This is a genomic window from Motiliproteus sp. MSK22-1 (assembly GCF_001968815.1).
Taxonomy (GTDB): Bacteria; Pseudomonadota; Gammaproteobacteria; order Pseudomonadales; family Balneatricaceae; genus Motiliproteus.
In genome coordinates this window covers 247,130-268,089 of sequence record NZ_MIEQ01000061.1, presented here as the reverse complement: position 1 = coordinate 268,089, position 20,960 = coordinate 247,130, and the positions used below count along the sequence as shown (strand labels likewise).

At 46.8% G+C, this 20,960-nt stretch carries 10 protein-coding genes and 1 pseudogene; 9 read left to right on the top strand and 2 right to left on the bottom strand.

What is annotated here, in order from left to right; genetic code table 11:
• Positions 1-7 precede the first annotated feature (7 nt).
• From BGP75_RS18670 to BGP75_RS18645, 6 genes are all read left to right on the top strand, one after another.
• Positions 8-784, top strand: a complete 777-nt coding sequence (locus BGP75_RS18670; RefSeq protein ID WP_076720420.1) for an ABC transporter permease — start codon at positions 8-10, stop codon at positions 782-784.
• Between the two features lie 15 nt (positions 785-799).
• A complete protein-coding gene (locus BGP75_RS18665) occupies positions 800-2,143 on the top strand; it encodes an ABC transporter ATP-binding protein (RefSeq protein WP_076720374.1) in 1,344 nt (447 codons plus the stop codon).
• A 13-nt stretch (positions 2,144-2,156) separates the two neighbouring features.
• The gene (locus BGP75_RS18660; protein WP_076720373.1) at positions 2,157-3,743 is read left to right on the top strand and encodes a methyltransferase domain-containing protein; all 1,587 of its coding nucleotides are present in this window, start codon (positions 2,157-2,159) and stop codon (positions 3,741-3,743) included.
• 5 nt (positions 3,744-3,748) lie between these two features.
• A complete protein-coding gene (locus BGP75_RS18655; protein ID WP_076720419.1) occupies positions 3,749-4,831 on the top strand; it encodes a glycosyltransferase family 4 protein in 1,083 nt (360 codons plus the stop codon).
• Between the two features lie 112 nt (positions 4,832-4,943).
• A complete protein-coding gene (locus tag BGP75_RS18650) occupies positions 4,944-7,505 on the top strand; it encodes a glycosyltransferase family 4 protein (RefSeq protein WP_143821106.1) in 2,562 nt (853 codons plus the stop codon).
• A 387-nt stretch (positions 7,506-7,892) separates the two neighbouring features.
• Positions 7,893-8,207, top strand: a complete 315-nt coding sequence (locus BGP75_RS18645) for a hypothetical protein (protein ID WP_076720372.1) — start codon at positions 7,893-7,895, stop codon at positions 8,205-8,207.
• A gap of 193 nt (positions 8,208-8,400) precedes the next feature.
• Here the strand turns inward: BGP75_RS18645 and BGP75_RS18640 are convergent.
• Positions 8,401-8,541, bottom strand: a pseudogene (locus BGP75_RS18640) (integrase core domain-containing protein); the annotation flags it as partial.
• Between the two features lie 55 nt (positions 8,542-8,596).
• Between BGP75_RS18640 and BGP75_RS18635 the strand changes: the two are divergent.
• Both BGP75_RS18635 and BGP75_RS18625 read left to right on the top strand, forming a co-directional pair.
• Entirely contained in the window at positions 8,597-16,102 is a 7,506-nt protein-coding gene (locus BGP75_RS18635; RefSeq protein ID WP_076720371.1) for an FG-GAP-like repeat-containing protein, read from the top strand.
• 666 nt (positions 16,103-16,768) lie between these two features.
• The gene (locus BGP75_RS18625) at positions 16,769-17,512 is read left to right on the top strand and encodes a transposase (RefSeq protein WP_076720369.1); all 744 of its coding nucleotides are present in this window, start codon (positions 16,769-16,771) and stop codon (positions 17,510-17,512) included.
• Here the strand turns inward: BGP75_RS18625 and BGP75_RS18620 are convergent.
• Positions 17,481-18,875: an undecaprenyl-phosphate glucose phosphotransferase gene (locus tag BGP75_RS18620; protein ID WP_076720368.1), complete on the bottom strand. Its 1,395-nt coding sequence runs from the start codon at positions 18,873-18,875 to the stop codon at positions 17,481-17,483. The two genes, BGP75_RS18625 and BGP75_RS18620, sit on opposite strands and share 32 nt — an antisense overlap.
• Before the next feature lie 390 nt (positions 18,876-19,265).
• Between BGP75_RS18620 and BGP75_RS18615 the strand changes: the two genes are divergently transcribed.
• Positions 19,266-20,906: a DUF4214 domain-containing protein gene (locus BGP75_RS18615; protein ID WP_076720367.1), complete on the top strand. Its 1,641-nt coding sequence runs from the start codon at positions 19,266-19,268 to the stop codon at positions 20,904-20,906.
• The last annotated feature ends 54 nt before the right edge of the window (positions 20,907-20,960 follow it).

The following is a 20,960-nucleotide window of genomic DNA, read 5'->3' as shown; positions in this document are numbered from 1 at the left end:
TATTACTTTGAACACCTCATTATTGCTGAATTTTTGTAAGCAGGATCTGATTGATCGTTATTCTGGATCGATTCTCGGTGGCGCCTGGTCTTTTGTTATGCCACTGGTGAATATTCTTATTTTTACCTTAGTCTTTTCGAAGATTATGGGGGCACGGCTTGAGTTTCTCGGCGCTGAGTTTACCGAGTATAGCTATAGCATCTATCTGGTTGCCGGAATGTTAGCCTGGAATGCGTTTGCCAACACCTTGTTAAGGGTTACCAATATTTTTAACGATAAAGGTGGGCTGATTGCTAAGGTGAATATGTCGCTTTTGCAATTGCCTCTCTATATCGTATTAACAGAGACGGTTATCTTTATCATTTCGCTGGTATTTTTTGTCGGCTTTTTATTGCTGATTGATTTTCCAATAACAATCCATTGGTTGCTGATTCCTGTGGTGTTTGTGGTCCAGCAGCTTCTCGCATTTGCCCTTGGATTTATATTCGCTACGCTTAGCGTTTTCATCAGAGATATTCGTGAATTTATTAACGTCATTCTACAGCTCTGGTTTTGGTTTACTCCTATTGTTTACATCGTTGATATTCTCCCCGAATCTGCACGCCAACTGTTTAGTATTAACCCCATGTATCTATTGGTGAGTGCCTATCGGGATTTAGTGCTTTTTCATCAACTTCCTAATTTTTCGCATTTGGTTGCTCTGTTGGCTTTCGGAGGATGTTTGATGACCTTGGGCGTCTATGTTTTCAGGAAACTAGAGCGAGATATTCGCGATTTTATTTAGCCTGGTGGAGGCTCTATGATTGAAGTAACCAACCTCCAAAAGCGCTTTAAGCTTTACGATAAGCCATCAGATCGTCTGAAGGAAATAGCCTTCAGGCGCTCATATCATCGTAGTTTTCAGGCTCTGAAGGATATCTCTTTCCAAGTCGCTGCCGGTGAAACCCTCGGTATTTTGGGCAAAAATGGTGCAGGGAAATCGACTCTTTTAAAAATACTGACTGGAGTCCTACTGGCGGATCAGGGTGATATTCATATCGACGGTAAAATTACTGGACTGCTGGAATTGGGTACAGGATTTGACCAGGATTTGACAGGCTTACAAAACATTATTGGCAATGGCTTGTTAATAGGTATGACTCGTGAGCAAGTTGCAGAGCGCCAGGATGCTATTATCGAGTTCTCTGAGCTAGGTGATTTTATCTATGAACCTATCCGGACATATTCTTCAGGAATGGTGATGCGGCTTGCATTTTCCATCGCTATTCATGCTGATCCCCGTTGTTTTGTTGTCGATGAAGCTTTGTCTGTCGGTGATGGACATTTTCAGCAAAAATGCATGCGACGTATTAAACAGTTTCGACAAAGTGGCGGCTCAATCATCTTTGTTTCCCATGATCTCAATGCAGTTAAAATGCTCTGTGACCGCGCCCTGGTGCTGGATCAGGGAATGATGGTAGCGGAGGGATCACCCGAGCATGCGGTTAACCAATACAATCGCATCATGTCTGAACTCGACGATAAAGAGTTGAAAATGCGGGAACATGCTCAGGAAGAGGGGTTTGGCAATGGTTCTGCCAAGATAATCGATTCTCGAATCTGGGGCGAAGACTCAGACTCGGAAGTGGTTAGCGCGGGTGAGTACACTCAACTCTATTTTGATATTCAGGCTAGCTGTAAACTGGACGATGTATCCATTGGAATGATGATTCGCGACCGATTTGGTCAGGATATTTTTGGCACCAACAGTCATCTGCTTGAACAGCCCTTATCGATGGAAGCAGGGCAAGTCTGCCGAGCCAGCTTTCGTTTACCTATGGATATAGCACCAGGGAAATACACGGTGACGGCCGCATTGCATAGCGACGAGAATCACATCGAAAATTGTTATTATTGGCGGGATAACCTCCTGCGTTTTGAAGTAGCCGGTATACGTGGTCGCTCCTTTTCAGGTGTCTGTCGCTTGCAGCCTGATCTGGAGTTTTCAAGCCTGCAGGACGTTCCCGTGAATGAAAACGAGGGAGATGCATCCGGCATGATCTTGGATAAGAAGGCCTCGGATAAAGGCGTCTTGAATAAGAAAAGCTTGGATAAGAAAACCGCAGATAAGAAAAACCTTGAATCTGAAAAACAACGTGCCTGAACGGAAAAGCAATATGGACACTACCAACGGCCCCTTGAATATTGACAGTTTATTGGCCGATATCCGCAAAGAAGCTCAGGCTCTGCGGGTGAATCGTAAAGAAGAATTCAGGCCCAGTGATATCAGCGCTCCCGTGTCTTTGCCTGAAGCAAAAATATCCAATGCTTTTCGTTTTGAATCCAAGCGCAGTTACCAGCTGAATGAACTTTTGCGCTACGAAGATATAGAGTTTGTGACATTTGCTTATCGCGGTATTTTACAGCGTGACCCTGATGAAACAGGGCTAGACAATTATGTCAGTCTGCTCCGTAGAGGAGGGAGTAAAACCCAAGTATTGGTTGATCTTGTGATGTCCGATGAGGGGCGTGAGCGAGGTGTTCAGGTTCGAGGGCTTGGATGGCGTTCACTTCTGTTTCGTCTGCAAAGAAAGTTGTTCCCTAAGTTTTCTATTGCCCAGAGGCTGACCAGTATTGTGGACTACTGCCTTGGTCCCTGGAATGGTGCGGGTAGGGAAGCTATATACCAGGTCGAGACACATCAACAGCAATACCTTCAACGTCTTGTCTCCGAGCTCAATACAGAGCTAAGTGCCGTCAAGCAGCAGCTGGGTGCGGTGTCGGTGTTATCTGGAGAGCTACAGTCGGTAAAAGCCGCTCAGCTTGAAGAAAACAACCAAATAGAAGAACGTCGTCAGCAGTTGGAACAAAAGCTGGCGACGATGCGCATGCAGATGAGCTATCAACAGCGTAACCAAGAGCTATTTCAACAGGAATTGTTGGCTGCAGGAGCAGATAAAGTCGGATCGACGAATGAAGCTTCAGGTAACGCTGAACTCGTCAATCGTAATCTGGCAGGTGATTCAGTTCACACACAGGGCTCATTAGCTGTAACAGAGCAGGTAATTGAGCAACATCGTGATGACAAGCTTGATGCTTACTATATCGCTTTTGAAGATGCTTGCCGGGGCAGTCGAGAGGAGATTAAAGATAACTTTCGTGTCTACTTACCGCTTCTAAATGAGGTTCTCGATTCAGTGGGGGCAGATACTCCGATTCTGGATGTTGGTTGTGGTCGCGGAGAGTGGTTGGAACTGATAAAAGAGCAGGGGTGGCAAGGTGAGGGCATCGACCTAAACAAGGTTATGGTGCAACAGTGCAGTGCCCAGCAATTAAAAGTTGAAGAAGCTGATGTGGTCATTTACCTGCGATCTGTAGCGGATAGTAGTCTGGCGATGATTAGTGGCTTCCATATAATCGAACATCTGCCGTTCAGTGAGCTGTACTCACTCTTTGAAGAAGCAGCACGAGTGCTTAAACCGGGTGGTGCGATACTGTTTGAAACACCTAATCCTGAAAATGTGCTGGTGGGTAGTCATACCTTCTACCACGATCCGACTCATCGTAATCCGATAACGCCCAGTGGGATTGAGTTTTTAGCGGATTATGCCGGTTTTTGTCAGGCCGAAATCATGCGACTCCATCCTTATCCGGAAGAGGCAAAAGTTCCGGGTAATGATCCATTAACAGAACGGGTTAATGGTCACCTTTGTGGCCCTCAGGATTTTGCCATCATTGCTCGTAAGCCGTTGTTGGAGTCTTAGTGGTTATGTTTAAGCAGCAAGAAGCCAAGCAGAAAAAAGCTAATGAGAAAAAAGCCAAGCAAAAGCTGATCGTCACTGCTAACAAAGTCCCCTTTATGGCCGGTGGAGCCGATTATCATATTCAAGGTTTGGTGGATAATCTGGAACGACATGGCCACCTAGTGGAAATGATTCGTTTCCCCTTTCGTTTTTCACCAGAATCCGATATCGAGCGGTTAATGGCATTCTGTGAAGGACAAAATTTTAATCACCCCAACGGTGTTTCTGTGGATAAGGTGATTAGTTTACAGTTCCCTTCCTATGGGGTGGCTCATGACGACCATCGAGTATGGATCATGCATCAGCACAGAGCGGTTTATGAACTCTATGAACAACAGCCTCAGACTAATGAGTTGAACCAACTGCGTAATCAAATTATCGACTTTGATAACAGGGTGTTGTCTCGAGCCAGTCGCTTGTTTGCCAATTCCGGTCGTGTTGCTGAACGATTACAGCATTATAACGATCTGAAAGCTCAGCCGTTGTATCACCCTCCCCATGATGCAGAACGTTTTTATCATGCCGATGCCTACGATTATATTTTTTGTCCCAGTCGACTGGAGCGGTTGAAGCGGCAGGATCTTTTGATTGAAGCTGCCCGTTATCTGCAAACCCCGACTAAAATTTTGATCGGCGGTGATGGAGGGCAGAAGGAATACTATCAAGGTTTGATTGATCAATATGAGCTAGGGGATCGAGTTCGGTTGATGGGTCGCTTTACCGAAGAGGAAAAGCTTGCGCTCTATGCCCGCAGTCTTGGGGTCTTCTTTGCCCCTTTCGATGAGGACTACGGTTACATCACATTGGAAGCCATGCTATCGGAAAAGCCGGTTATAACCTGCAAAGACTCAGGCGGTCCATTGGAATTTGTTACCCACGGAGAAAATGGTTTTGTGAATGATCCTGATCCCAGGCAGATCGCTGAATCCATCGACCAGATTTATAACAACCGTCAGCGTTCTCGGGAGATGGGGCGAGAAGGTAAATCCCGTTATATTCGCGAAGAAATCTGTTGGGATAAGGTGGTGGAAACCTTATTGGCGGGCTAGGCCCTGTTGGCGAAATAATCAAGCCCGTTAATATCAACCAGGACGACTTCAATTTAGTGTGGGCTCCAGTTTTAACGATGTCCAAATACAGCACCCTAAGATCACAATAGCTATGAACTCGAATGCTAAAGCTTCCTCTTCTGTTTCCGGCACGGCGACTGTTTCCGACACAGTGGTGCCATCTGAATCGCTCAGCCTGTCTGATCAGAGTCCGTTGCAACCGATGAAAATTGCCATTGTGGCACCCAGTCCTGTGCCTTATACCGTGGGTGGAGCAGAGAAGCTGTGGTGGGGAATGCTGAATCATATTAATCAGCAAAGCTTACATCAGGTGGAGTTAATTAAACTGCCATCACCCGAACAAGGCTTCTGGCCATTGATGGATAGCTATCGGGTATTTTCAGAGCTTAATCTGGATCATTTTGACCTGGTTATCTCTACCAAATACCCGGCCTGGATGGTCAATCACCACAACCATCACTGTTACTTGCAGCATAAGCTGCGGGGACTATATGACACCTATCATTTTAGCGGTCAACCACTCACACTGGATAAGCCCCATCCTGAGCTTCAGCCTCTGCTTGACATTATTGAAGGTGTAGCGGAACGTTCACAGTTGACTGCTCTCTGGCAGCAGCTGGACCGCCTCAGAGCGCTGGATCTACCGGAGGATGTCTTTGCCTTTCCTGGCCCATTGACCCGTGCAGTCGTCCACTTTCTGGATGATATTTCTTTGGCACCGGGCGCCATAAAGCGCTATGGGGCCATCTCCCATAATGTTGCCGGTCGTGAGGATTATTTTCCTACGGGAGTCCCGGTTCATGTGACGCACCACCCCTCAGATGTGACGGAATTTTCCAACTCGGGGTATGATTACCTGTTTACTATCAGTCGCCTGGACGGTCCCAAGCGAATTCGTCAGCTGGTTGAAGCCTTTATGCGCACCCGAACGGATCGGAAATTTCGAATCGCCGGAACCGGGCCTGAAGCCGAGTCCCTTCGAGAACTGGCTAAAGATGATCCAAGAGTCTGTTTTCTCGGGCGAATTACCGATCAGCAAGTGATTAAAGAATACGCTGGGGCTTTGTTTATCCCCTTTATTCCCTACGATGAAGACTATGGACTAATTACCATCGAAGCCATGGCCGCGGGAAAGGCCGTATTGACCACGGTTGATGCCGGAGGGGTTAACGAGTTTGTCGAAAATGGCGTTAGCGGTCTCTCTGTAGAGCCCACTGTTGAGGCCCTGGCAGAAGCCATGCAGCAGCTATTGGATAACCCAGAGCAGACGCAACAGATGGGTCAACAGGCCCGCTCAAAAGTGGCTCATATCAGTTGGACCAATACCCTCAATCGCCTGTTGCAGCCCCCTGAGGAGCAGTTTGTAAGCCAAAGAGCTGAGTCCGAGATACCATTGCCGATGGATTCCTTTCGCTCTTTGGATTCCTCTGAGCGCTCCCTACCTCGAAAAAAACTGGTAGTGGCTCTGGGCTTTGCGGTCTGGCCTCCTCAAGGGGGAGGTCAAAGTCGGGTATTTCACCTCTACCGGCAATTGGCACGATATGCAGATATAACATTAGTGACACTGACAGGGCCTGATCGGGAACCGGGGGATTACGCGATAGCACCGGGCTTACGGGAGCTAAGAATCAGCAAGACTGCCGAGCAGTTGGCCAACGAGCAAGCGTTGGAGCGACAGTTAAAGGCATCGGTCAGTGATATTGCGATGATAAAGGGATACCGACACACGCCAGAATATGTCTCTGCTCTGGGCAGTAGCTGTGCTCATGCGGATGTTGTTATTTTGTCTCATCCCTATCTTTATTATGCGGTACGGGAATGTTGGCAAGGTGACATCTGGTACGAAGCCCATAATGTCGAAGCGGATATGAAAGCCGCTGTTTTGGCTGATAGTCCTGACCCTGAAGAGTGGCTCGCGCTAACCAAAGAGGTTGAGAGCCATTGCTGTCATCAAAGTCAGCTGGTGATGACCTGTAGCGATGAAGATGCTGTTCGATTGCACGAACTCTATGGTTCATTTGAGTCGAACACGCGCACAGTCGCGAACGGCGTGGCGTTGGATCAAACGGAATACACAGACAAAACCCAAAGGCAACGTCTACAGACTAGACTTAATACCCAAAATCGCTTCCAGGCCCTGTTTATGGGTAGCTGGCACGGCCCGAATATAGAATCCGTTGAGCATATTCGGACTATCGCCAAAGCCTGTCCTCAAATTGATTTCTTACTGATCGGTAGTGTTTGCAGTCACCCCGTATGCCAGGGTAAAAATCAATACCAGGCACTTCCTGAAAATGTGCATGGGCTAGGATTAGTCAGCGAAGAAGAAAAGCAGGTGCTGTTATCATCCGTTGATATTGCCATCAATCCAATGCTTTCAGGGTCAGGCACCAATCTTAAAATGCTCGACTATGCCGCCGCAGGAACCCCCATACTGACCACCGCTTTTGGTAATCGTGGGCTGGATTTTATCGCTGATAAAGAAGTCCTGATTGCAGAGGTGAGTGACTTTGCTTCAGTGTTAAATCAACTGATGGAAAGCGATAAAGACCTTTCCGTCATGGCAAAAAGAGCCTATCAGGCCACTCAGCGTAGTTTTGGCTGGGAAGGGATTGCTCGTGATCTGGCTCAGGAATTAGTGTCTCCGCAGTAATTGCTGTAATTACACTCATTGGTTGGAGGGGCTGGTTAGTCGATTTCTTGGATAAAGCTGTGTCTGATTTTTCTAGCACAGCTTCTTATTGTTATTCTATATTCCCCTGTTTTTTTGTCTGTTTTTAAAGACAGTCTTGCCTAATCGACTGTTTACCTTGATAATGCTCCGCAATTTGGCATCTTTCTTGATGTCAACTACGAGGGACGATACGTAGTTATCTTTTTTGATAAAAGGATTTATCGGTTCAGCAACTCCTTTCTCTAAAGATATACCGCACAACAAATGGCTTTATCGCGTCGCTCTGTTTATTTGCCTGATGGTTTTTAGTTGTACCTGACTCTACTTAAATAGCCGTTGCGTGACCCAAATTAAAAGAGCCTTGTTATGTTGAATGCTGTAGTTGTTGTTTTTGCCAGCCTACTATCTTCAATGATTGCATTTAAGCGGAGCAGTTATCTGCTGCTTGCTCTATTAGGCATATCAACACTCAGCTGGGCCGAACCTCAAATTCCCGGTATCAGAGTCTTAGAAGGGTCTTCTACCCAGTCATTTACGCTGGATTGGACTCAAGTATCCGGTGCGGATCGTTATGTGCTGCAGGAGCAAGTGGGTAGTGCAGACTGGTCTGAAGTACCGCTTGATAATCCCGCTGTTAATATCCACCGGTTATACGACAGACTGTCTAACGATTATCTTTAATCGGGTAAAAGCTTGTGCTGCGGAGTCTTGTAGTTCTTATTCACCGGCATTATCCATCAATGTGCCTGCTGCGCCGGTGTTTGACAGAATAGAGCCTAATCCCTCCTATTCAATACAAGAACTTCATTGGTTCGCTCCTGAAGGGGCTACTAGTGGTAATCCTCCCATTTTTAACTGACGTTAAAAGTAGAAGTTAAGCCACTTTCAGTGGCGGCCTACCGCCGTTAGCTGTATGTGGTCGTTCATGATTGTAGAACCATAGCCACTCAGTTGCATAGTCCTGTACTTCCTCTAACGTTTCGAAGAGGTGCTTACTCACCCAGCTATACCTAACGACAACGGAAGAAGAGGGTGTTTGTTCTTTATCTTGGAACGTAATTGAAGGCGGAGTGATTACCTATGATCTGGAAGAAGTGATTAATGGTGGCACTCCCCAGGTCGTTCGTTATCGAGATGCCAATTTAACTCAGGTCGATAAAGCAATATCTTTATCCGGTGCATACCAGTATCGGGTGAGAGTCTGTGACTACGGAATCTGTGGTGGTTATTCGTCGCCGGTGTCCGTAGGTGTAAATTTTTCCCCTCCAGCCCCTAGTGCGCTAAGTATTCTGCCCGGCGATGAAGATGGGTACTTCCAACTCAACTGGCAGGCACCCTCGGGTGAATTAACCGGTTATCGGTTGGAACAGATTATTAATGGGGGAGATCCCACTTACATCGAACTTGATAAAAGCCTGACCAGTAAAGATATGCTGGCCCAGATTGGAGGCTCTTATCAGTACCGGATACAGGCTTGTTACAGTACAGAGTGCAGCGAATTTACTTCATCCCTGAATATCAATACTGATGCTGCTGTACCCGGTATCCCGCTTATTGAAATTGTGCGCGGTGAAGAGCCCAGATCGTTTTCCTTAAACTGGACAGCCACTGGCGCGCGCTTCGAACTTCAAACTAAGCAAGGTTCTGGTGATTGGCGTGATAAGGTGCTGGCAGATTCGGCAGATACCACTAAAACCTTTACCAGTATGATGATTGGTGATTATGATTACCGGGTCAGGGCCTGTAATACGGATGTTTGCAGTGATTATTCTGTTGCTGTATCAGCCTCAGTTCCGGGTAATTCCAATATTAATCTGCATGGGGTCAGTCCGGGTCGGATGGCAGTGTCCTGGACGACGGTGTCTGGCCCTATCCAAAAATACGTTGTCAGCCAGTGGTGGACCCATACCAATGCCTGGAAACAGATCTATGCGGGTCAAAGCACTCAAAAGACCGTCACACTGGATGAGGTGAACGAATACCGTTTTCAGGTGCAGGTCTGTACCGCTCAGGCCTGTAGCTATCCCAAATCATCCGTTCTGGTAACCTATGCGGATACTCAAGGGCCACAACCACCGACTCCTCCTGATGGCGGTGGTGATCCTGATTCTGAAGGGGACTCTGACTCCGGTGTTGGTGCCATTGGTGGTAGTCACAGCGTCGGTAATGACGGCAGTGCAGCTTATTCAATCCCTATTTCTCTACCCGCCGGGACTGCCGGGATTCAACCTGATTTGCAGCTCAGCTATAACAGCAATGGCGGTAATGGTCTACTAGGTACAGGCTGGAGTCTGTCGGGTTTATCCGCCATTACCCGTTGTCCAACCAATCTGGAAGATCACGGCATTATTGATGGTGTCGATCTGGATGATAATGACCAACTCTGCCTGAATGGTGTCCGACTGATTGAAGATGGCAGCTACGATGGCGGCACCCTTTACCGCACTCAACTGGAAAGCTTTAGTCGTGTCGTGGGTTATGGTTCAGTCGGCACTAGTCATGATCGTTTTAAGGTATGGACGGCTGGTGGGCAGATATTGGAATATGGTTTCACCGCTGATTCCCAAGTCGAAACTGAAGATGGAAACAATATTTTTGAGTGGCTGATTAACAAAACAGCAGATCGTTACGATAACTACCTCACCTATGTATACGATAAAGATATACTGGAAGGTGAGTACCAAATCAGCGAGATTAACTATACCTATAACGGAACCGCTGGTGCTAATGCTGAGCATCGGGTTGAATTCACCTATAGCACTGATCGTTCCGACCCTATGGTGGGTTATATCTCGGGTACCAAGCGTGCTGTTAATGATCGTCTGGAAGCCATTAATGTCTATAGCGGCTCAACCTTGCTGCACAGTTATAAACTCTATTTTGAAATCAGCCCCAATACCCGCCAAAGCCGATTACAGTCTCTGGAACATTGCAACGGTCTGGGGGATTGTCTGCCAAGCACGCAATTTGAATATATTGATCGCGGCGCTGAAGGTGAGTTTGTACTTAGCTCAGGCTTTACCCCCAGTAGTGAGTACGGCATTGGCAGCAACAATTACCGCTTTGAATATGGTGATTTTAACGGTGATGGCCGCACCGATATGATCCATTTCCCTAACGATGGGATTAGCCATGTCTGGCTCGCTAATGGTGATGGCACTTTTACCGTTAACGACTTTAAACCCGATGCTAATTATAACTTTGAAGGTGATGGCGGTTATCGTTATCGAACCGGTGATTTTAACGGTGATGGCTTAAGTGACCTGATTCATTTTGTCAGCAATGACCATGTTAATATCTGGACATCAAACGGCGATGGAACCTTTGCTGTTCGCTATCAGTTTACCCCGTGGCAAGGCTATACCATTGGTGATGTGGGTGAATTCCGCTACCATCAAGGGGACTTTAACGGCGATGGATTGAGTGATCTGATTCACTTCCCCGCTGGAAATACCAGCCATATCTGGCTCGCTAACTCTGCCGGAGATTTTACTGTCAGCAGTTTTACCCCCTCTCAGAGCTACGATATTGCCGGTTCGGGTAATTATAAATATCAGACCGGTGATTTTAACGGTGATGGCTTAACGGATCTGATCCATTTCTATGGTAATAATCAAACGCGCCTTTGGCTCTCCGATGGGGATGGCGACTTTACTGTCAAACCTTTTGATCCGAGCTCTGATACAGATGTTGGAACCTATGATCTGGCAGCCAATGAATACAGATATCAAACCGCTGATTTTAATGGTGATGGCCTCACCGATCTGATTCACTTTGCCAGTGATCAGAATGTTCGGATCTGGATCGGTAAGGGGGATGGTCGTTTTGATATTCAACCGGCCTATCAACCTTGGTCTGGTTATGCCATTGGTGGGGGTAACAACTATCACTATCAAGCAGGTGACTATAACGGTGATGGCTTAACCGACCTGGTGCATTTTAAGGATTCAACCAGCATTAACCTATGGCAATCCTTAGGAGATGGCACCTTTATCGTCAAAGGTTTTACACCCGACAGAGCGGGTGTGTCCCCTCAAGCGCCTGGCTATGACGGTAACCCGACCAACTATGATATTTCCTCTAATCATTACCAATATGGTGCCAGTGACTTTAACGGCGATGGTAAAAGTGATTTCATCCATTTCTACAGTAACGATGAGGTTGTGTTGTGGCAGCCTACTACCGGCATTCCGGATCTGCTGGAAAAAGTCACTAATGGGTTTGGTGTAGAAACCGGTTTTAACTATCTTCCGCTAACGGATGATAACGGGGCCGTTGGAGATCGAGTGTATGAGAAAGGGACGGGTGCCCAATATCCTGCAACTGATATACAGAATGCTCAATATGTGGTGTCAAAACTAACCATGAGTAACGGTATTGGTGGCACTAATAGCACCAGCTATCAGTACAAAGGATTAAAAATTCATCTTCGGGGCTTGGGCAGTCTGGGTTTCGAGCAGATGACCACCACCAATAACGATACTCAGATCAGTACCGAAGTCACTTTTGATCAGAATTACAACCAACGGCTACAATCGACGCCGAAAAAAGTGATTACCCGCACCCAAAACGGCGTGGTGCTCAGTGATACCCGCAATACCTGGCAATTAGCGACTTGGGGCAGTGGAAGTGATCGGCGCTATCAACCTCAGCTTGCCGAAACACTCGTGACCAAGCGGGACCTGAATGGAGCCTTCCTGCATTCGGAGGAGAGTGATTACCAGAATTATGACGACGAAGGTAATCTGACCCTGATGGAAACCGTCGTCAAAGACCAGAGTGGCTCCATTTTACGGACCACCCGCACGGACAATACTTACCAACCGGCGGACACCCAGCAGTGGTTATTTAATCTGTTACAACGTACCCGCGTTGAAACCCATGTTTCCGGTCGGCCTATGCGGGCCAAAGTCAGTAGCTGGAGCTATGATCCGATAACCGGACGCAAGACTAGTGAACAGATACGCCACCCTTCAACCGATGCCGTGCTACACAATACGCTCTATGGTGGCGCCGGTAATCAGGTCGATAGCTTTGGTAATCACCTGGCCATTACCGTTGATGGTCCTGACTTTGTCAGCCGCACCAGCACGGTGCAGTACACCGCTAATGGTCGGAATGTGAAAAAGAACATTAATGCTCTCAATCACTCCAATAGTCACAGCTACTACAGTTTTAATGACTTGGGGGGTGGGGCTTACCCCGGTAAGCTTAAAACCACTACAGACGCCAATGGCTTGGTCACACAATACAAATACGATGGTTGGGGACGCGCTACCGATGTAACCGTTGCGCTGGGAACCAGTGGAGAGATAACCACCCGCACCCGTATGCGTCGATGTGACGGTAGCTGTCCGGCCAATGGTGAGTATTATATTGTCAAACAAACCGATGGGGGGGCGAATAGCCAAACCTTTATTGATGCCCTGGGGCGGGAGTTACGTAAAGGCCAACTGGCAGCACAAGACAGTAGCAGTGACTATCTGTATAGCTATATCGATTATCGATATGACAGCCAAGGCCGTAATGTGGGTGTTTCTGAACCTTACTTTGATGACAGTTCTGCCAGTCATTGGAACAATTTTACCTACGATCAGCTCAGTCGGGTTACTAGGACAGTGTCGGCTAATAATCAGATAGATGAGGTTGATTTTAATGGCCTGATAGTCACTTCCACTCGGGATATAGGAGGCGAAAGTCAGCAAAAAGTCCTCCAGAAAAATGCTTTGGGCGAGCTGCTAACCAGTACCGATAATGACGGTCAGATGATCAACTATGGCTATGATAGCCACGGTAATATGACCCGGATAACGGACCCGGCCAGTAATCAAACTCAAATCGGCTATGACGTCTTAGGTCGTAAAATCAGTATGCAGGACCCGGATAAGGGCAACTGGACATACTACTACAACGGCTTAGGGCAACTGATTACTCAAACCGACGCCAATCAAAAAACCACCTGTAATGTTTATGATGTAGGCGGTCGTTTAACGAAACGTATTGATGGCTATGCAGGTTCCCACTCAAACCAGATAGGCCAAGCCAGTGATGCAACCAATCAATGTGCCAACGATGGAGGCAACCTTGAAACGGCTTGGTGGTATTACGACGGTGACCGAAAAGGAGCCTTGGATCTGTTGCAAGGTAAAAACGGCTACCAGGAAAGCTATTCCTACGACAGTTTGGGGCGGGTGGAAGAAACCATTAAAACCGTCAACGGAGCCAGTTACCAGACTGGGATTAGTTACGATGAATATAGCCGTCCCCTAACAACCACCTACCCAGGAATCGGAGACCGGCTTCAGGTTAAAAATACCTATAACGGCCTCGGTCGTTTGATTAGCCTGAGTAATGCTGCCAACGATGAGCTTTATTATCAGGCCAGAACCTTTGACGCCCGTGGTAATGTCACCGATGAACTTTATGGCAATGGTGTGCACACTGAGCGCAGCTATCAGCCGGCGACGGGACGTCTAAGTACCATCAAGTCATACTCAGTCAATGGTGGTCTAACTGCGGATATTCAGAACCTGCGCTACACCTTTGATACCCTGGGTAACCTGGACTATCGGGAAGATTACCTTAATCATTTCCGTGAGGACTTTGAGTACGACAGTCTTAATCGACTGATAACAACAACAGCCAATTTTGCTCAAGGCATTCATTCGGATATACAGACCACCTCCGTTAGCTACGATGAGCTGGGGAATATTACCCAGAAAACCGGTGTGGGTAGCTACAGCTATGGTAACCAGTGCTCCGTGGGAGCTGGTCCCCATGCGGTTTGCGCCATCAGTGGCGCTGAAGCTGGAGATAAAAATACCAGTTATCGTTACGACAATAACGGCAATATGACCAGCGGTGATGGCCGTACCATCAACTATACCTTGTTTGGTAAACCCGAACGGATTGTCAAAAGCGGTATCACTACCGAGATCGCCTACGGCCCCGACCGTAATCGCTATTACCGTAAAGACAGTAGCAGTGACCTCATCACCGAATACACTTACGTGGGTGGAGTCTACGAAAAGGTCGAGATTAGCGGTCATGCAAACGCACAGGACAATCGCACTGAAGAACGGCATTTTATCGGTGGCGTCGCCATTTTAACCATCGAAAACCGTTCGGAAAGTGCTCCAGGGGAATCCTTACTGCGATTCCTGCATAAAGACCACTTGGGCTCTATCACCAGTATTACCAATAACACCGGACAGCTAGTGGAATCGTTTAGCTTTGATGCCTGGGGTAAACGCCGCGCACCGAGCCTGGCACAACTGGAAGCCCAGTTGGACCGCGACTGGTCCAGCCTGACCGATATCGAGCGCCGAAACCTGAGTATCGGTCCGTTGGCACTGTCATCCAACATCACCAACAAAGGCTTTACCGGTCACGAACAAATGGACGGTGTGGGACTGATCCATATGAATGGTCGGGTCTACGATGCCGATATCGGCCGCTTCTTAAGCGCAGATCCCTTTGTTAAAGACTCGACAAACCTACAGGCACTGAACCGCTATAGCTATGTGGAGAACAACCCGCTTAGCTATACCGACCCCAGTGGGTACTTTTTGAAGGGGCTGCTTAGTAAAGTAGCCAAAGCCTTTGGAAAAGTATTGCAGGGGGTTGGGAATCTTGTTACTGGGGCGCTTAGGGGGATAGGGCGGGTGCTTGGGAAAGTGCCTTGGTTATCTACCGTAGTGGGTGGTGTTATGTGTGGCTTTACCGGACCAGCAGCGGTGTCATGTTGGGCGACGTTTGGTAAAGTGATGGCTGGACTAAATGCTGCGATTACTTTGGCTAATGGGGGGACTATTGGGTCGGCATTGGGGGGGATGGCGGTTGGTTTTATTGCCTCCGGTGTGCCTGGTGGCTCTGGCTGGTGGAAGAGTGGGTTGACAGGAAGTTTCAGCAGATCTCTGATCCGGCAGGGAGCAAGTAAAATAGCAGGAAATATAGCTGGAGGATTACTGGCGAGTGGTGTCGCAGCTAAAGCATCTGGTGGAAAGTTTGTAGATGGTGTGAAAGGCGCTGCTGTGGGAGTGGCGATTCGGTGGATAATGATCGAGCAAGAGAGGTCCAAAATCGTTTTTGATGGACCATTGATTGCAGGGGGGTGTGACACTGAGGAGGAGTGTAGAGCAACATTTGGAAATGCATATTTTGATGAACTAAGCAAATCAAAGATGCCCAGTGGATCTTCATTAACTGGTGCAGGGGCAACAGGAGCAGATATCGCTGCAGCTATTGCAGGTTGTATAGCTGGTGCGTGTCCTGGAGCAAAAGTTACAGATTCACTGCTCCTTTCTAATACCGCGCCGATTAGGTTAGTTGCTAAGTCGGTAGGGGTCCTTTCAGTGAGTGTTGAAGCTTACGAATTTAATGATGCGAGATTGCGTGGTGATGGATTAGGAATGTTGGATGCAACAGTGGATACTGGGGCTATGCTGCCAGCATTTGTTTTCGGTGGGCCTGGAGTTGTTTTTAGTATGTCGTATGCTATTTCTGATAATTGGCTTAGTCCCATTCTCGTTCCGCCAATTGTAAACATGGCTTGCGCTATATCTGGTAAATGTTAGGTAGATAGCATGCGAAAAATATATAACCTATTGTTTGCGGGCACCTATATCATAATTTCAAAATCTGAAAAGTATAATGGCTCTAGTGCTGCCTGGTATAATGCTGTCTCTACGGTTATGTTTCTAGTAGTGACCCATTTTCTGTTTGTTTTCGGGAGCCTTGTGCTAGTGGCACCTAAAGATTTTGATATAAGCATAGTGATCAATTTATGCATAATTACTTTTTTTGTATTCTTGTTTTGGTTTATGTTTATCAAAAACAGTAAATATGAAACTCTAATCGAAGAACATAGAAAGGAAAATACAAAAGCTCTCTGGTTTAGCATACTGGTAAACTCAGCGATGCTAATAGTCTTCTTCGCAATGGCTATCTTCGAGATATATAAGGCTATGTAGTCGTCCCTGAATAATATTTAACTCTCTGAATATTCACTGAATATTCAGGTAAAATAGCCGTTAAATCTATCTAAAACTCGCCGTTTTCTGCTGTATCCGGCCAAGAAACTGCAGAGTCACACGGCAAAAGCACAAGAACAAAAGTGGGGTCAGATACAACATAAAGATACGAATTGGTTGAGACTCCCTCTGTTTGAGGGGGCTCTTTTAACCCGTTAGACAAATCGCTATGCTTACAGTTACTCATACTCAGGTTACAAGGATGCAACCATGGCACGACTCCCTCGCTTCTGCCCGGCAGGTATTCCTCAGCACATTATCCAGCGCGGAAACAATCGTAGTGTTTGTTTTGCGGATGAGCAGGACTACGCTGCTTATCTGCATTGGCTTCAAGAATATGCTGAAAAATTTGGTGTGGCTATCCATGCTTGGGTTTTGATGACCAATCATGTCCACTTATTGGCAACTCCTGAGACTGATGATGGAATATCCTTAATAATGCAATCACTTGGGCGGCGATACGTCCAATACTTCAATCGCACTTATCAACGTTCAGGAACTTTATGGGAGGGACGCTATAAATCGAGTCTTGTTCAGACTGAAAATTACTTGCTCGCCTGTTACCGCTACATAGAATTAAACCCGGTACGAGCAGGTATGGTAGGTAGTCCTGCTGAATATATATGGTCTAGCTATCGTGCTAATGCACTTGGTGCAAAGTCTGTTCTTTGCCGCCCTCATGATGAGTATTTGGCTTTGAACAGAAATTCAGAGAAAAGGCGTGAAGCCTATAGAGCATTATTTGATGTTCATGTTGATGGTAAATTGACCTCAGAAATCACCCAAACAGTCGAAAAGGGCTTGGCATTGGGTAGTGAGCGCTTTAAGGATCAGATTGAGGGATTGCATGGTAGGCGTGTGAAGCCAGCAGCAATGGGGAGACCAAAGATTAAAGTTGTATCTGACCCCACTAAAAAAGATGTTAGCGAGCATTCTTATGAACAAATCCCTTGAACAGGGTCATAAAGATGATTTTTAGATCCAATCCCAGTGACCAGTTTTCGATGTAAAACAGATCGTGTTCAATGCGTCGTTTTAGATCAGTGTCTCCACGCCAACCGTTGATCTGTGCCCAGCCGGTTATTCCTGCCTTCACTTTGTGTTTTTGCATATAACGAGGGATGTCGTGTTTGAATTGTTCCACAAAGTGAGGGCGCTCTGGACGAGGACCGACGACGGACATATCTCCTAGCAGCACATTGATAAATTGTGGTAGCTCATCCAAAGATGTTCTGCGGATAAAACGACCAAAACCATTCAGGTTTTTTTGATCCGCTCCTCCCCAGCTAACACCTGAGCTTTCAGTCTCAACAGGCATGGAACGGAATTTGATCATCTTAAATGGGCGACCATTCCAGCTAACGCGCTCCTGGTGATAAAATATTGGCCCGCGGGAGCTGAGTTTGACGCCAATCATCAGGGCTAGCATTAGAGGACTAACCATCAGCAGGATCATTAATGCTAATCCACGATCTTCAATCGCTTTAACGATTCTGTTTAATCCTTCCATTGGGCTAACGGAAATATTCATTACCGGAAGGCCAGCAATCTCAGTGACAGAGTGATTCAGTAATTGAAAGCTAAAAATATCGGGTACGTAACGAATATCGCAATGGCTCAGCGCTAGCTCATTAATCAGTTTCTTTATCTGTGGTGCTTTATCCAGAGAAATGGCTATCCAGATTTGGTCAACGGGATTCGTTTCTATATAGGCTGCAAGGTTGTCAATCGACCCAAGGATCGGTAAATCCGAAAGATCGTCTGGCAATACTCTATTTTCTTCGATGGCAAAAAAACCCAGTAATTCCAGTCCTGTCCAAGGAGTTGCTCTGATTCGTTGCGCAACTTGCTGACCTAAGGAGCCCGCACCGGCGATGACAATCTGTCGTTGATTGTGTCCCAGAGTTCGAATGTGGCTGAGAAAGCCGCGCAGGCAAATGCGGGCCAAAACGAGTGATCCGTAACCTCCAACGTACCAACACCCCAGCCAAAGGCGCGAGTAGTTGTGGCCAGTTTTAGTCATTACGGCTAATACCGTAAGGCAGGCAAAAAGACCACTCCAGGCAATTAGCATTGCTCTTAACTCATCCCTCAGGGGCATGCCTCGCCAAGACCTGTATACACCAAAGAAAGGGTTTAACAGGGAGGACAATAGGGCTGCGGTCAGAAGAGCAATCAGATAATGATTGTATTGCGGGTCTTGAATATCGATAAGATTAAAACTGAGAATTCCGCTCGCTGCCAGTATCAGTAGGTCGATGGCCCGCATTGAAAAGGCCAGAAGGGCAGAATGTTCCTTTAAAAAACCGGTTTGCATGTTGGTTGTTGCCGTATTTATCGAGACTTCAAGATGCTATTCTGGGCGATCAATCGGTTAAACAGTCGTTCGATGATTTCTCGAAGTCGCTATAATTTAATAACTGCTCCAGAGACTGATTAGATGGGCGCTAAGCATAGCATGAGCAGTGGGCAGTTCGACAGGAGCTTTTGTCCAATGGTTCATTTTTAAACAGCTCGCTATAAGGAGTGGAACAAATTAGTTTGATCTGAGTCCTAACAGTCTAGTGATTATTGGTTGTATTCTGGAAAGGCATGCAGCTTTCTTGAAACGACAATGTTTTGGAATTGCGGCTAGCCTTTGTTAGATCCGTCTGTCTTTAAATAGCCAGCGTAGCTCCGGCTAAACTGAACCCATATTGAGGTCCTCATGAGTACCATACGTGTAACTGATCCCAATGATTTTTTCAGTGGTTTACTGTCCGAGTATGCTTGGGATATTACTAGCTCAAAAGAGATTACCTACAGTATCCCGAATGCGGGTTCCCGCTTTACTTTTGGCTATGGTGGTGGTGAGCCTGATAACTGGGATCCACTCAGAGGGCCACAAATACAGGCTTTTGAATCGATTCTGGAGTTAGTGGAAAGTTACACTCAGATCGATTTTGTTGAGGTCAATGAGTCATTTTTTAATTATGGCACTATCCGAATTGCCTTTTCTCAGTTAGTTGAAGATGATAACTCCGGGGCTTGGGCGTATTATCCTGCTCGGTTTGGTGAGGAGGGAGGTGATATATGGCTGAATCCAGGAAACTATCAGGAAGATGCGGTAGAGGGTAGCTGGTTGTTTAGCACCATAATTCACGAGCTTGGCCATGCCCTGGGGCTTAGTCACAGCTTTGAGGCTGACTGGCCGTTCCCTGAGGTACCAACGGAATTTGATTCCAGTCAGTACACTATCATGTCCTATACCGACGGCCCGGACTATCACCACGATGATTATCCGACAACATTTATGCCGTTGGATATTGCTGCCTTACAGTATATGTACGGTGTTAATAACGAATACAATAATTCAGATACGGTATATACCTTCACCAATAGCACGGTTATTCAAACTATCTGGGATGCTGGTGGAACGGATGTCTTTGATTTTTCTTCTGTAACCAGTGGCGGAATTGAAGCTAATCTTGGACAGGGGCAGTATTCCAGTGTAGGTGTTTATTCAGGTGGCCCTCAGTCCAGAACGAATAATCTGGCGGTTGCCTACGGTACCGAGATTGAAAACCTTATTGGCAGTAATAATGGGGATCAATTGATCGGTAATGAACTGAATAACCGTATTGAAGGTCGAGGAGGCGATGATTGGATTCAAGCGCTTACCGGAGCCAATATGGTTGATGGGGGAGGTGGAACTGATACGGTGGTTCTGGCCGGTAACAGTGCTGACTGGACCTGGGATTTCAGTATTAATACAGGAAGCGGCAATGGTATTGCCCGGTACCTTGATACATCCGATCAGATTGAGCTTGTTAATGTAGAAACAATAAAGTTTGATGACTCTGAGAAGAGTTTTGCTGCAATTTTGGCAGAGAACTCGCCAGAACCGGAAGTCGTAGCTATGGTTGTCGATCCCGATGAGTATTTGTGGGATAACGATTTGATTAGTGTCGAAGAAGTTTTGGTCAGCGCGGAAGATGCTCAGGTCTATAGACTCTATATGGGAGCTTTGAACCGAATTCCTGATCAGGATGGCCTTGCATGGTGGGCCGAACAGATCAATCAGGGTCGCTTGTTAGAGTCGATGGCTGCTGGATTCTATTGGTCTGAGGAGTTTCAGACTCTGGCGGATGCTGATTCAAATGGTCAGGTTTCCAGTAATGAACTGTTGGATCACCTTTATGCGACAGTATTAGAGAGGGAAGTCGATGAGGAGGGCTATGGCTGGTGGTTAGAACAGCTGACAACTGGCTCCTATTCAGAGGAAAAGGTGCTCACTGATTTTACTCAGTCTAATGAATATGTGATGCTCAGCTTGAATACGGTAGCTGCCTTTGAATTTCTTTCTTAGTGGGTACTCTGGGGACTTATCTGTTAGACGCTATGTCTGTGTAAATCCTCAGTT